Origin of the sequence: Bacillus sp. FDAARGOS_1420 (assembly GCF_019344915.1) — a bacterium.
Lineage (GTDB): Bacteria > Bacillota > Bacilli > Bacillales > Bacillaceae_G > Bacillus_A > Bacillus_A mycoides.
Map to the genome: position 1 here is coordinate 1413483 of NZ_JAHWJB010000002.1, position 12469 is coordinate 1425951.

A 12469-nucleotide genomic window follows, 5' to 3' on the forward strand; every position below is an offset into this window, starting at 1 on the left:
GGCTGTGGGACGAATTATGGATTTGTATTATGAGTATTGCTATTAATTTTAGTGATGCGTTGGATAAGGTAATACCGATAAAAGAGCGTCGTGCCGAACTGATTAATGTGGTTAATCGGTTCTTTTTTTATTGTTCTAAACAGGTGGTACTATTTGTTAAGAAATAGTTACGATAAATGAGGCGGAGTAAAATGTCGAATTTTGTTTGAAAATATGCAATATAAAGTAGGATAATAGGAAGGAGAATAACGGGAGTTCCGTCGAAGTTTACACAATGTCAGCAATTGAGGGAAGTTGATATTATATTAAAAAAATATTCAATTTGCTGTTATCTTAAATTAGGAAGGGGTATTTAAGCGTACAGGTAAGGTTGGTCTTCATTTTTAGTTCTGAATTTTCTGTTTTCGAAATAATATTTAGCAATCATTTGTATATTTTATAATAGTTTTTTGAAAAATTCACTGCTTTTGCAGAGGATTCTTTTTTATGAAAGAAACGTCAATTTTCTTCATATACATATACAAATTGGAGAAATGGGGGAGCGCTATGCGCGATTACTTAATTAAACCACTTGTTGGTCAGCCGTATCCGATGATTTCACATGGAAAAGGTGTGTATTTGTATGATCAAAACGGAAATAAATATTTTGATGGTTCGTCTGGAGCGATTACGGCAGGTATTGGACATGGCGTAGCAGAGATAGCAGAAGTTATTAAAAAACAGGCAGAGGAGATCGCTTTCGTTTATAGATCACAGTTTACGAGTGAACCAGCTGAAAAATTAGCGAAGAAGTTAAGTGATTTATGTGTAGGAGATTTGAACTGGAGCTTTTTTGTGAATAGTGGTACGGAAGCAAATGAAACAGCTATGAAAATCGCAATTCAGCATTTTCAGGAGCGTGGCATTCAAGGGAAACATAAAATTTTGTCACGGTGGATGAGCTATCACGGGATTACAATGGGAGCTTTATCTATGTCTGGGCATCCACTGCGCAGACAACGTTTCGTTTCTATTTTGGAAGATTATCCGACTATTCCAGCTCCATACTGTTTTAGATGTCCTGTACAAAAGGTATATCCAACATGTCAACTTTCTTGTGCGACTGAACTAGAAAGAGCGATTGATCGAATTGGTGCAGAACATATTGCAGCTTTTATTGCTGAACCGATTATCGGAGCTGCTGGAGGCGCGGTTGTTCCGCCGAAAGAATACTATAAAGTAATTAAAGATATTTGTAGTCATTACGATATATTATTTATTGCGGATGAAGTAATGACTGGACTTGGTCGTACTGGTGCATGGTTTGCTATGGAGCACTGGGGTGTAGAACCGGATATTATGACGCTTGGTAAGGGGCTAGGAGCGGGTTATACACCAATGGCAGCGACAATAGTAAGTGACCGTGTTATGGAGCCGATTTTACATGGATCACGTTCTGTAATGAGCGGGCATACGCTTAGTGCAAATCCATTGTCTGCAGCAACGGCTTTAGCTGTTATTGAATATATGGAGAAACATAATTTACCTGAAAAAACAGCAGAAAAGGGAGAGTATTTATTAAAAGGTTTGCAGAAAGTTCAGCAACAATCGACAATCATTGCCGATGTGCGTGGAAAAGGATTGCTAATTGGAATAGAATTGCAACCGTTTACAAAAGCATCGGAGCTTATTTCAGTTGCTGCTAAAAATGGACTTCTCTTATACCAAGCTGTTTCAGGGCAAGCAGGAAAAGAGGATAGTGCACTGCTTGTTGCACCACCAATGACAACTACATATTCCGAGTTAGATGAATTACTTTCAATTTTTGTAAAGAGCGTGGAAGAGATGATGCAAAAAGGAGGGCATAGTATCGCATGACAACTATTACAAATACATTCGGTAAATTAAAAGAAATAGAGGAAGTAATTTCTTTGTTCCATGATGATATGACATTAATGTTTGGGGGATTTGGAGGAATCGGATCCCCTCCATCTTTAATTCAAGCTGTTTTAGATAAAGGCATTACAAATTTAAATTTAATAGGAAATGATACTGGATTTCCTGATGTAGGAATCGGTCGTCTTGTTACGAATGAAAGAGTTAAATCTTTAGTTACTTCTCATATTGGGTCAAATCCAAATGCGGGAAGACAATTAAATGAAGGAAGATTGCAAATTGAATTCTCTCCGCAAGGAACACTCGCAGAGCGTATTCGCGCTGGTGGTGTAGGGCTTGGTGGTATTTTAGTTGACGTTGGTGTTGATACGATTGTAGAAGAAGGAAAGCGCACAGTTGAAATGAATGGAAAGACATATTTAGTTGAAACAGCTTTAACGGCTGAAGTCGCAATTGTATATGCGAAAAAGGCGGATCCATTTGGAAATCTTGTATTTGATAAAAGCGCTCGTAATATGAATCCTCACGTAGCTATGGCTGGTGACATAACGATTGTAGAAGCAGAAGAAATTGTTCCACTTGGAAGTTTAGATCCAGAAGAAATTGTCGTCCCAGGTGTATTTGTAAATTATATCGTGCCATCGGAAGGAGTGAATTGGAAATGGGTATGGGCGTAGAAGTAAGAGATGAGATTGCAAGACGTGCAGCGAAAGAAATTCAGAATGGTATGCTTGTAAATTTAGGTATTGGAATTCCATCGCTTGTACCGAATCATTTGCCAGAAGATATGAATGTTATGTTTCATGCAGAAAACGGTATTGTTGGTATGGGACCAACGCCAAGTAAAGGGAATGAAGATGAGAATTTATGTAACGCAGCTGGTTTACCAACATCTCTTATTACAGGAGCAAGTTATTTTGATAGCTGCATGGCGTTTGGCATGATTCGAAAAGGATTACTTGATGTTACGATACTTGGTTCGTTACAAGTAAGTGAAAATGGTGATTTAGCGAACTGGATTGTACCAGGAAAACGCGTTCCAGGTATTGGAGGAGCGATGGATTTAGCGCAAAAAGCGAAGCGGGTCGTTGTTGTGATGAATCATGTTGATAAATACGGAAATGCAAAGATTGTTTCGGAATGTACATTGCCATTAACTTCGAAAAAATGTGTAGATTTAATTATTACAGACATGGCTGTCATGGAAGTGACCCAAAGAGGACTTGTCTTACAAGAATTAATGAGTCCATATACTGTAGAAGATGTAAAACGACATACGACAGCTGATTTTCATATAAGCTCAAATTTACTAGTAATTGAATGAGGGGAGTTGTAATATATGGAGCAATTAAAAAAACAAGTTTGTGATTATATTGAGGGTCATGAAGAAGAGAGTGTAAAATTTTTAACACGATTAATTCAAGAAAAGAGCGTATCTGGTGATGAAAGTGGTGCGCAGGCAATTGTTATTGAAAAGTTGCGTGAGTTAGGTCTAGATCTTGATATTTGGGAGCCTGCTTTTAATGAAATGAAAGATCACCCTTATTTCGTATCACCTCGTATAAGTTTTACAGATAGCCCGAACATTGTAGCGACTTTAAAAGGAAGTGGCGAAGGGAAATCTATGATTTTAAACGGGCATATTGATGTCGTGCCAGAAGGGGATGTAAATCAGTGGGACCATCATCCATATAGTGGAGAGAAAATAGGAAACCGCATATATGGACGTGGAACAACAGATATGAAAGGCGGCAATGTCTCACTTATGCTTGCGATGGAAGCGATTATTGAATCTGGTATTGAACTAAAAGGTGATATACATTTTCAAAGTGTAATAGAAGAAGAGAGCGGTGGGGCAGGAACATTAGCTGCTATTTTACGAGGATATAAGGCAGATGGCGTTATTATTCCTGAGCCGACGAATATGAAGTTTTTTCTGAAACAACAAGGATCAATGTGGTTTCGTCTACATATAAAAGGAAAAGCAGCACACGGTGGTACACGTTATGAGGGAGTAAGTGCAATTGAAAAAAGTATGTTTGTTGTAGAGCATTTGAGAAAATTAGAAGAGAAGAGAAATGGTAGAATTACAGATCCGTTATTTAAGGGGATTCCGATTCCAATTCCAATTAACGTTGGGAAAATTGAAGGGGGAAGCTGGCCAAGTTCTGTTCCCGATTCATTAATTTTAGAAGGAAGATGTGGTATTGCGCCGAATGAGACTATAGAGGCAGCAAAAGAAGAGTTTGAGGGCTGGATTGGTGAATTAAAAGATGTGGATAGTTGGTTTGTAAAAAATCCTGTAGAAGTAGAATGGTTTGGGGCTAGATGGGTTCCTGGTGAACTAGAAGAAAATCATCCACTTATTACAACGCTTCAACATAACTTTGTTGAAATCGAAGGGAACGAGCCGATTATAGAAGCTTCGCCATGGGGAACAGATGGAGGTTTGTTCACACAAATCGCTAACGTACCCACGATAGTATTTGGTCCAGGAGAGACGAAAGTAGCACACTATCCAAACGAATATATAGAAGTTGATAAAATGATTGCTGCCGCAAAAATAATTGCATGTACATTACTAGATTGGTGTGAGGTGAAAAAATGAAATACTATGAATCTTTTAGTGAACAGACAAAGCATTATACAGTAGAAGGGGTTTTAGATTATTTTAATAAACGTATTAGAGTTGATCACTATACAGGAAATGTTGAAAGCATCATACAAACAATCGATGAATTAGCAAAGAAACATTCTTTCACTAAATGTATTATTAAAGGAAAGGGAGAGCATGTTTCAACATGGCTCTCTTTCGGTTTCTTACTGGAAGCAACGATACCTCATTATTTTCAAGGGCACGATGCGCACTTCTTCGTGAAATATCATAATGATGAAAGACGAAATAGTATTCATTGGACTGAGGAAGATACTATTTTAAGTGGTGTAAAAGAAAAAGAAGTGAAAGAAAAAATAGTCCCAGAGGAATTTGTGTTAAGAAAAGCGACAGAAGAGGATGCGGAAGAATTAGCAATTGTCTTTGGAAAAGTATTTGAAGTTTATCCGACACCTTTAAATGATAGGAATTATGTAAAGCAGACGATGAAGGAAGACGATACAATTTACTATGTTTATGAATTCGAGGGGAAAATTATTAGTACAGCATCTGCTGAAATGAACGTGAAAGAAGGTAATGCAGAATTAACGAATTGTGCTACATTACCTGAATATCGAAAACATGGTTTCATGAAAAGTCTGTTAATTAAATTGGAGGAAGAGCTCCAAGAAAAATCTATTTTTTGTTCTTATACAATTGCTCGCTCGCTATCTTTCGGTATGAATGCAGCCTTTCATCAATTAGGCTATACATATACGGGAAGGCTTGCGAATAATTGCTATATTTTTGATAAGTTGGAAGATATGAATATATGGGTGAAAGATTTATCCAGCTATTCGAAAGCAGTAAGACTCCCGCCTCAAAATTCGGCTGTAAAGCAAAGAAGTTAGGTGGGAGTCGGGTGAATAATCAGTGGGGTGAATAAAGCCCCACTGATTAAAGTGTCACTTAACCATAAATAAGCAATAAAAATATATACACATTTCATCAAAATAGTAGAACGGAATCGTCATGCTTATAATCGCACAGAGGGTGCCGAAAATTCGGCGATGAATTTGCTGGATTTTCGGCAAAAGGGGGGATGACATTGCTAGCAGTTTCGACACAGGAAGTCATTGAAGCGATTTTGGGCAGTATAGATGAGGCCATACATGCAGTAGATGAAAATGGGATTACAATCTTTTATAATACAGTTGCTGCAAAACATGATGGATCTAAAATTGAAAATGTACTAGGAAAGCATTTATTAGAAGCATTCCCGTCATTATCCAGAGAAACAAGTACGTTGATGAAAGTATTAGATACAAAAAAATCAATCGTACACCAAGTTCAACATTACCAAAATTTAAATGGGGAAGACGTTTGTACAGTCAATACAACGTTACCTATTTTAATAGATGGAAATATTGCTGGTGCTGTAGAAATTGCGAAAGATTATTCTACTATTCAAAAGCTTACTGATACGATTGTAGATCTACAATCGAAAATAAAACGATCGACTAGCAAAAAAACGGTGAAAAAGCATGTTGCATTCGAGACAATTGTAACTGATGATTCCCGCTTTAAACAGACGAAAGAGTTAGCACAAAAAGTAGCGCCAACCGATGCGAATGTTTTAATATATGGTGAAACTGGAACGGGGAAAGAGCTATTTGTGCAAGCGATTCATGAAGCTTCTAAACGAAAAAATAAGCCGTTTATTGCACAAAACTGTGCAGCTTTGCCAGAGTCGCTATTAGAAAGTTTGCTGTTTGGCACGACAAAAGGTAGTTATACAGGGGCAATCGAACGAGCAGGATTATTTGAACTTGTAGATGGAGGGACATTATTTTTAGATGAACTGAATTCAATGCCGCTTGATTTACAAGCAAAAATGCTACGTGTATTAGAAGATGGAGTTATTCGTCGCATTGGTGATAATAAGACGAGAAAAGTAGATGTTCGCGTTATTACTGCAATGAATCAGCCTCCAGAAGTATGTTTAAGAGAAAATAAAATTCGCACTGATTTATACTATCGATTAAATGTGTTTTCATTATATATCCCGCCGCTTCGCGAAAGAACTGAGGATGTACTGTTATTAGCGTCTTACTTTTTGAAAGAATATAATAAAAGTTATAAAAAAGGTGTACTTCAAATTGATAAGGAAGCGAAAGAAAGATTACAAGCTTATCAATGGCCTGGAAATGTTCGTGAGTTAAAGCATACGATTGAACATGCCGTCATTATTACAGAAGGGAATTCGTTAACAGCAAATTGCTTGCCAAGAACATTTCGGAAAGAGAAAATTCAGGAGAAGAAAAGTATATTACCACTTAGGGAAGCTCTACATCAAACGGAAAAAGAATTAATAGATCAAGCGTTAATTGAAACGGAAGGTAATATTTTGCAAGCAGCAAAAATGTTAGGTATTCCGCGTCAAACGCTTCAATATAAACTGAGCAAGTACGACAAAACCGCCGAATAATCGGCGGTTTTTGTGTGTTTGCACCAATAAAAGAGCGTTTACATATATAACAAGTAATGAATATGATAGTAAATAGCGTTTTAGTACAGCACTTAAAAATATTTATTCTCTTATATAATAGGGTATTTCTCGCATTTACTTATCAAGAATATGAAGTTGGCATAATTATTGCTTATATAAAGGATGAGCGTATAAAAAGGGGGAATAGCAATGTTACATGATGTATACAAACCAAATCGTCACTGGAAGGATATTGAATTATGGAAAGATGTTACAGAAGAACAATGGAATGATTGGGTTTGGCAATTAACGAATACGATCAAAACTTTAGATGATTTAAAGAAAGTAATTAACTTAACACCTGACGAAGAAGAAGGCGTTAAAATTTCAACGAAAACGATCCCGTTAAACATTACACCGTACTATGCTTGGCTAATGAATCCTGATGACCCACGCTGTCCGATTCGGATGCAATCAGTACCGATTTCGGAAGAGTTATATAAAACAAAATATGATTTAGAAGATCCTCTTCATGAAGATGAAGATTCACCAGTTCCAGGATTAACTCATCGTTATCCAGACCGTGTACTATTTTTAGTAACGAATCAATGTTCTATGTATTGTCGTTACTGTACACGTCGTCGTTTTAGTGGACAAATTGGAATGGGCGTACCGAAAAAGCAATTAGATGATGCGATTGCTTATATTAGTGAAACACCACAAGTACGTGACGTTTTAATTTCTGGCGGTGATGGACTTCTAATTAATGATAAAATTTTAGAATATGTATTAAAGAATTTACGAGCAATCCCGCATGTCGAGATTATTCGTATCGGAACGAGAGCACCAGTTGTATTCCCGCAGCGTATTACAGAAAACCTGTGTAACATTATTAAAAAATACCATCCAGTATGGTTAAATACGCATTTTAACACTTCTATTGAGATTACAGAAGAATCGAAACTAGCATGTGAAATGCTTGCAAATGCAGGTGTTCCAATTGGAAACCAAGCTGTAATTTTAGCTGGAATTAATGACAGCGTTCCAATTATGAAAAAACTTATGCATGATTTAGTGAAAATTCGTGTTCGTCCATATTACATTTATCAATGTGATTTATCAGAAGGTATCGGTCATTTCCGTGCACCAGTTTCGAAAGGTCTTGAAATTATTGAAGGCTTACGTGGACATACGTCTGGTTATGCAGTACCAACTTTCGTTGTCGATGCACCGGGCGGAGGCGGAAAAATTGCGCTTCAGCCAAACTATTTAATTTCACAAAGTGCGGATAAAGTTGTTCTTCGTAACTTTGAAGGGGTTATTACAACGTATCCAGAACCAGAAAACTATATCCCAGGAAGAGCAGAAGGCTACTTTAAAGAAATTTATCCGACTTATGAAGAAAAACGTTCTGATATCGGCGTTGCAGGATTGATGAGTGATAAGAAATTTAATCTTGTTCCAGATGATTTACAACGTATGAATCGCCGCAAAGATTATGAAGTCAATGAAACGCATGCTTCTTTAAAAGATAAACGTGATAAGCGTGATCAATTAAAAGATAAAAAATATCAAGCACAAATAGCAAAGTTAGATGATGACACAAAAAATGAGGGTGACGTAGTATGAATTGTATGTGGTGTGACAGTACAGAAGCGAAAGAAAGCTTGAATACTGTATATTGGGAATTACCAGATGGTACGAAAGCCATTGAAATCCAAGAGACACCATGTATTACTTGTTCCTCATGTGGAATGGACTATCAAGCAGACCATACTGTAAAAGAAATTGAAGATCAGTTGTTTTTAATTTATACGAAAGATTTGCCAAAACAACTAACATACGAAGAGTTAATGGGAAGACCACGTTTATTAAAAAGGAATTATTTCGACTTCTAACCAGCTTTTATGCTGGTTTTTTTCTTTTTTGCCTTGTATAATGTACCCAAGTTAGAAAGGTAGGGAATATTTTTGAAAAAGACATTTTACCATTATATGATGAAGCACCGTGCAGCTTTATTTAAAAATGAAATATCAGATTTAGCAGAGGCGATGTATGATGATTTAAGTTTTCCGAAGCAATCTGAAGACTATGATGTAATTAGTTCATACTTAGAGTTAAGTGGAATGCTAGAAAGTATGTCTATATTTGATGATGCATGGGATTTATATATACAAGAGAGATAACGATATGAAGTTTTAGGAAAATGAAAGCATAATGAATACATTACTTTGAAAGAAGTGAAGTATTCATTATGCTTTTTTATTTACAATACGTCTTGTTGTTAGAACATAAATGAAAAGTGAAAGCTAGTTTAAATACTAGCTTTTTTAAGTTATATACAAATTCTACTTTTTTATTGAAAAAATTTATGAATATAAGCTTCTGTGATAAGCGTTTTTATGTAGGTTGCATATACTGTTATCAAAATCACGACGTTTAAAAAAGGAGAGATATTGATGGCAAGGAAAAAACAACCTAAATATAACGTAGGAGACATAGTCGTGATTACGCTATATGGAACCGTTGGGAAAGTTACAAATATGAAAGTTTTAGATGGAGTTTACGTATACGAAGTAAATAATCACGATGGGTTTTACGTTGAGCAAACTTTACAGCATGTTACAGAGCAGGAAATGAAAAAGGGCGACACAGAGTGGATTGAATTAAATTATAACTTTACTTTTGGTGATCTCGTGCAAGTAACTGGATATGATAAAGATGTTTTTCGTATTGTTGGTTTTCGTACAGAAGTATGGAGATATAAAAATGATGCATGGGAAGATACTATATATGAATTGTCACGAATTACTGATGGTGAATGGTTAGAAGCTGATGAATCAGATTTAACATTACTTGCCAATGCACAAACGGCAAATGCAATTTTGAAGAAAATGAAACAAGATAAAGCTGGTATGAATAAATTGGATTTAGGAAAATTGAAGTCGATTAACAATTCGAAAAAAGTAAGTGTAAAGACGAATCGCCAAGAAATTATTGATGGGTTATTAGATATTTATAATGATTATCATTTATTATTCGATACATTTAAAGATGAAGAATATAAAATTGTTATGGATGTTGTTCAAAATTATTTAGTTAAATTGACAGAGAAAAAATAGTTAACTAGAAAGAGAGAATAAATTGAACAACAACATATGCAGTATAAGGTATGCCTACAATTATTAAAAAAATAAAAAGCCATTTAATAAGAGAGTCTGCCCATTGATCTTCATGCATGAACTCTTCTTTTGTTTGCCCTACTTCTTGATCTACTTCATATTGGTATTCCATTATTATTTCCCCCTTTGGATAGCTTGTACTAACATCGTATGCCCTTTACCTACATGATATGACTTATAAAAAAAGAAAAACTATTTTTCTAATCTCATATACATAATTTTGAGATTTTTTCATAAAACAGAAATAAAGGAGTGATGCTCATGAAGGAAATTGAAGTCGTAATTGACACGGAAGAGATTGCGGAGTTTTTTTATGAGCGACTAATTGAAAGAGGGTACGTTCCAAAAAGAGAAGAAATTGAGGACCTGGCAGATATTACATTTGAGTATTTATTAGAGAAATGCATGATTGATGAAGTTTTTGATGAAGAGGAAGATTGAAAGTAACGGCGGGCTTAACTCGTCGTTTTTTACTCTTTACAAACTTGTCACAAATATAGACAAGAATTGTTGGTATAATTAAAAGAAAATTTTATACAAGAGGTGAAGGGATGTTCAAAAAAATTATTGATTCTTTATTAGGAAAGAAAAAACATCGTTCGTATTCAAGTAGTGATTATCGTCATAGAGGGCGCTCATATTCAAGTAGCGATAATAAACGACGTTCATCTGGTTATGGGCATCAGCATTATAAAAGAAAACGTAAAAGCCGTAGTTTCTTTTCAAGTAGCTGATGAAATGGCGTCGTATACTAGCTTTATTTGATAGACCACTGCGAGAAAATACAATCGTTGCAGAGCGTTATAAGATTGAATCAGTAATTGGAATGGGCAGTTATGGGGTTACATATATCGTTAATGATTTGCAAATAAATAAATATAAAGTCTTAAAACAATTAAGGCAAAGTAAACAAAGATATGAGTCTGGTAGAAAATCATTTGAGCAAGAGAAAGTGATTTTACAAACATTAAATCATGCATCAATTCCTAACCTACATGATCATTTCATATGGGAGAAAAAGAACTTTTTGGTGATGGAGTATATGCCGGGGGAAAATTTCGAAGATTGTATTTTCTTAGATGGCCAAGTATATGATGAACGTGAAGTTTTTGGAATTTTATATGAAGTACTAGGAATTGTTTCGTATTTTCATAGTAAAGGTATCATTCACCGAGATTTACGTATTCCAAACATATTAATGAAAGAAAATCAGATTAGTATTATTGATTTTGGATTGGCTAAATTGAAAGGTGAGGGTGATGAGGGTGATGAGGGTGATGAGCGTGCTATAACTTATGAAGGTGAACAAGCTTTGATGCGAGAAGTTCACTTTCGTAGCGATTTTTATGCGCTCGGTCATTTCGTATTATTTTTATTGTATGCTAGTTATGAATCGACTGAAAAAAAGGAAAAACCTTGGTATGAAGAGTTAGCGCTGGAAGAATATAATCGCGACATGCTAATGCGAATGTTACAAATGAAAGCTCCATACTATGAAAATGTACAAGATTTGAAAAAAGATGTAGCTTACGCTTTAGAAAGGATGGAGACTTCATGTTTCAAAAGTTTTTAGCAAGCGTTGGTATTGGTAGTGCAAAAGTAGATACCGTTCTTGAAAAAGATGAGTATATAGTTGGAGAAGAGATAGTAGGGAAGGTTCATATAACTGGAGGTTCAGTTAACCAAGAAATTGAAAGCATTTACTTAACGTTGTCGACGTCATATGTAAGAGAAGTGGATGATAAAAAAGTAACGGCAACGTATGATTTGGAGCGAGTTCGTTTAACAGATCCATTTTCTGTAGAGCCAAATGAAAAAGTGGAAATCCCATTTTCGTTTTTAATGCCAATTGAAGTACCACTAACACTTGGAATGAAAACGGTTTGGGTTCATACAGGCCTTGATATTAAACGTAGTATTGATCCAAGTGACCGTGATTATATTCAAGTGTTGCCGAATGCGCTATTGAACAGTGTATTAAATAGTGTAAATCAATTAGGTTTTAAAGCGCGTCATGTAGAATGCGAAGAATTACCGTATCGATTACGTAAGCAAGTTCCATTCGCGCAAGAATTTGAGTTTATTCCAGTTTCCGGAGAGTATTATGGGAAATTAGATGAATTAGAATTATTAATTTTGCCAAGTGCCCACGACCGATTAGAAATTATTATGGAAGTAGATAGAAAATCACGTGGATTGGCTGGTTTATTCGCAGAAGCGCTTGATCTTGATGAGAAGGTTATTCGCTTTACAGTAACAAACGAAGATATTCCAACGATACAGCAAAAAATTAACAATAATATTTTTTAATAAACTATGCATAAAAAAGAA

Annotated in this window: 15 protein-coding genes; 14 read left to right on the forward strand and 1 reads right to left on the reverse strand. The window is 35.6% G+C overall.

All coding sequences use genetic code 11. The features are described 5' to 3' along the window. Window positions 1–546: 546 nt before the first annotated feature. The 10 genes from I6L50_RS17540 to I6L50_RS17585 all read left to right on the forward strand — a co-directional run bounded on the left by I6L50_RS17540 (window position 547) and on the right by I6L50_RS17585 (window position 10078). On the forward strand, window positions 547–1857 hold the full coding sequence (locus tag I6L50_RS17540) for an aspartate aminotransferase family protein (RefSeq protein WP_002136137.1): 1311 nt from the start codon (window positions 547–549) through the stop codon (window positions 1855–1857). Beyond that, window positions 1854–2552, forward strand: a complete 699-nt coding sequence (gene atoD, locus I6L50_RS17545; RefSeq protein ID WP_002085805.1) for an acetate CoA-transferase subunit alpha — start codon at window positions 1854–1856, stop codon at window positions 2550–2552. The genes I6L50_RS17540 and atoD overlap by 4 nt, the downstream gene beginning before the upstream one ends. After that, window positions 2537–3199: a CoA transferase subunit B gene (locus I6L50_RS17550; protein ID WP_219302182.1), complete on the forward strand. Its 663-nt coding sequence runs from the start codon at window positions 2537–2539 to the stop codon at window positions 3197–3199. Before atoD ends, I6L50_RS17550 begins: the two co-directional genes overlap by 16 nt. 15 nt (window positions 3200–3214) lie before the next feature. Next, window positions 3215–4483, forward strand: a complete 1269-nt coding sequence (locus I6L50_RS17555) for a peptidase (RefSeq protein WP_219302183.1) — start codon at window positions 3215–3217, stop codon at window positions 4481–4483. After that, on the forward strand, window positions 4480–5379 hold the full coding sequence (gene ablB, locus I6L50_RS17560; RefSeq protein ID WP_219302184.1) for a putative beta-lysine N-acetyltransferase: 900 nt from the start codon (window positions 4480–4482) through the stop codon (window positions 5377–5379). Before I6L50_RS17555 ends, ablB begins: the two co-directional genes overlap by 4 nt. Window positions 5380–5570: 191 nt before the next feature. Next, window positions 5571–6956 carry an arginine utilization transcriptional regulator RocR gene (gene rocR / locus I6L50_RS17565; protein ID WP_219302185.1) on the forward strand — a complete coding sequence of 462 codons (1386 nt, stop codon included), beginning with the start codon at window positions 5571–5573 and terminating at the stop codon, window positions 6954–6956. Between the two features lie 210 nt (window positions 6957–7166). Further along, entirely contained in the window at window positions 7167–8585 is a 1419-nt protein-coding gene (gene kamA / locus I6L50_RS17570; RefSeq protein WP_219302186.1) for a lysine 2,3-aminomutase, read from the forward strand. Further along, window positions 8582–8854 (forward strand): YokU family protein, encoded by a 273-nt coding sequence (locus tag I6L50_RS17575; RefSeq protein ID WP_002085797.1) that lies wholly within the window; start codon window positions 8582–8584, stop codon window positions 8852–8854. The genes kamA and I6L50_RS17575 overlap by 4 nt, the downstream gene beginning before the upstream one ends. A 72-nt stretch (window positions 8855–8926) precedes the next feature. After that, entirely contained in the window at window positions 8927–9142 is a 216-nt protein-coding gene (locus tag I6L50_RS17580; protein WP_002085796.1) for a YozE family protein, read from the forward strand. Between the two features lie 273 nt (window positions 9143–9415). After that, a complete protein-coding gene (locus I6L50_RS17585; protein WP_002012647.1) occupies window positions 9416–10078 on the forward strand; it encodes a hypothetical protein in 663 nt (220 codons plus the stop codon). 4 nt (window positions 10079–10082) lie between these two features. On the opposite strand, the gene I6L50_RS17590 is transcribed toward I6L50_RS17585, so the two are convergent. After that, a complete protein-coding gene (locus tag I6L50_RS17590; RefSeq protein ID WP_000456534.1) occupies window positions 10083–10250 on the reverse strand; it encodes a DUF3930 family protein in 168 nt (55 codons plus the stop codon). 149 nt (window positions 10251–10399) lie between these two features. On the opposite strand from I6L50_RS17590, the gene I6L50_RS17595 reads away from it, so the two are divergent. The 4 genes from I6L50_RS17595 to I6L50_RS17610 all read left to right on the forward strand — a co-directional run bounded on the left by I6L50_RS17595 (window position 10400) and on the right by I6L50_RS17610 (window position 12448). Then, window positions 10400–10579, forward strand: a complete 180-nt coding sequence (locus I6L50_RS17595) for a YozD family protein (RefSeq protein ID WP_002012644.1) — start codon at window positions 10400–10402, stop codon at window positions 10577–10579. A 110-nt stretch (window positions 10580–10689) separates the two neighbouring features. After that, the gene (locus tag I6L50_RS17600) at window positions 10690–10872 is read left to right on the forward strand and encodes a hypothetical protein (protein WP_002141661.1); all 183 of its coding nucleotides are present in this window, start codon (window positions 10690–10692) and stop codon (window positions 10870–10872) included. Then, the gene (locus I6L50_RS17605) at window positions 10872–11711 is read left to right on the forward strand and encodes a serine/threonine protein kinase (protein WP_219302187.1); all 840 of its coding nucleotides are present in this window, start codon (window positions 10872–10874) and stop codon (window positions 11709–11711) included. The genes I6L50_RS17600 and I6L50_RS17605 overlap by 1 nt, the downstream gene beginning before the upstream one ends. Further along, window positions 11693–12448 carry a sporulation protein gene (locus tag I6L50_RS17610; protein ID WP_219302188.1) on the forward strand — a complete coding sequence of 252 codons (756 nt, stop codon included), beginning with the start codon at window positions 11693–11695 and terminating at the stop codon, window positions 12446–12448. Before I6L50_RS17605 ends, I6L50_RS17610 begins: the two co-directional genes overlap by 19 nt. The last annotated feature ends 21 nt before the right edge of the window (window positions 12449–12469 follow it).

Bases quoted from the DNA above. Each gene is read 5' to 3' on its own strand.
- I6L50_RS17540 (WP_002136137.1), top strand. From the start codon at position 547: ATGCGCGATTACTTAATTAAACCACTTGTTGGTCAGCCGTATCCGATG.
- atoD (WP_002085805.1), top strand. From the start codon at position 1,854: ATGACAACTATTACAAATACATTCGGTAAATTAAAAGAAATAGAGGAA.
- I6L50_RS17550 (WP_219302182.1), top strand. From the start codon at position 2,537: ATGGGTATGGGCGTAGAAGTAAGAGATGAGATTGCAAGACGTGCAGCG.
- I6L50_RS17555 (WP_219302183.1), top strand. From the start codon at position 3,215: ATGGAGCAATTAAAAAAACAAGTTTGTGATTATATTGAGGGTCATGAA.
- ablB (WP_219302184.1), top strand. From the start codon at position 4,480: ATGAAATACTATGAATCTTTTAGTGAACAGACAAAGCATTATACAGTA.
- rocR (WP_219302185.1), top strand. From the start codon at position 5,571: ATGACATTGCTAGCAGTTTCGACACAGGAAGTCATTGAAGCGATTTTG.
- kamA (WP_219302186.1), top strand. From the start codon at position 7,167: ATGTTACATGATGTATACAAACCAAATCGTCACTGGAAGGATATTGAA.
- I6L50_RS17575 (WP_002085797.1), top strand. From the start codon at position 8,582: ATGAATTGTATGTGGTGTGACAGTACAGAAGCGAAAGAAAGCTTGAAT.
- I6L50_RS17585 (WP_002012647.1), top strand. From the start codon at position 9,416: ATGGCAAGGAAAAAACAACCTAAATATAACGTAGGAGACATAGTCGTG.
- I6L50_RS17590 (WP_000456534.1), bottom strand. From the start codon at position 10,250: ATGGAATACCAATATGAAGTAGATCAAGAAGTAGGGCAAACAAAAGAA.
- I6L50_RS17595 (WP_002012644.1), top strand. From the start codon at position 10,400: ATGAAGGAAATTGAAGTCGTAATTGACACGGAAGAGATTGCGGAGTTT.
- I6L50_RS17600 (WP_002141661.1), top strand. From the start codon at position 10,690: ATGTTCAAAAAAATTATTGATTCTTTATTAGGAAAGAAAAAACATCGT.
- I6L50_RS17605 (WP_219302187.1), top strand. From the start codon at position 10,872: ATGAAATGGCGTCGTATACTAGCTTTATTTGATAGACCACTGCGAGAA.
- I6L50_RS17610 (WP_219302188.1), top strand. From the start codon at position 11,693: ATGTTTCAAAAGTTTTTAGCAAGCGTTGGTATTGGTAGTGCAAAAGTA.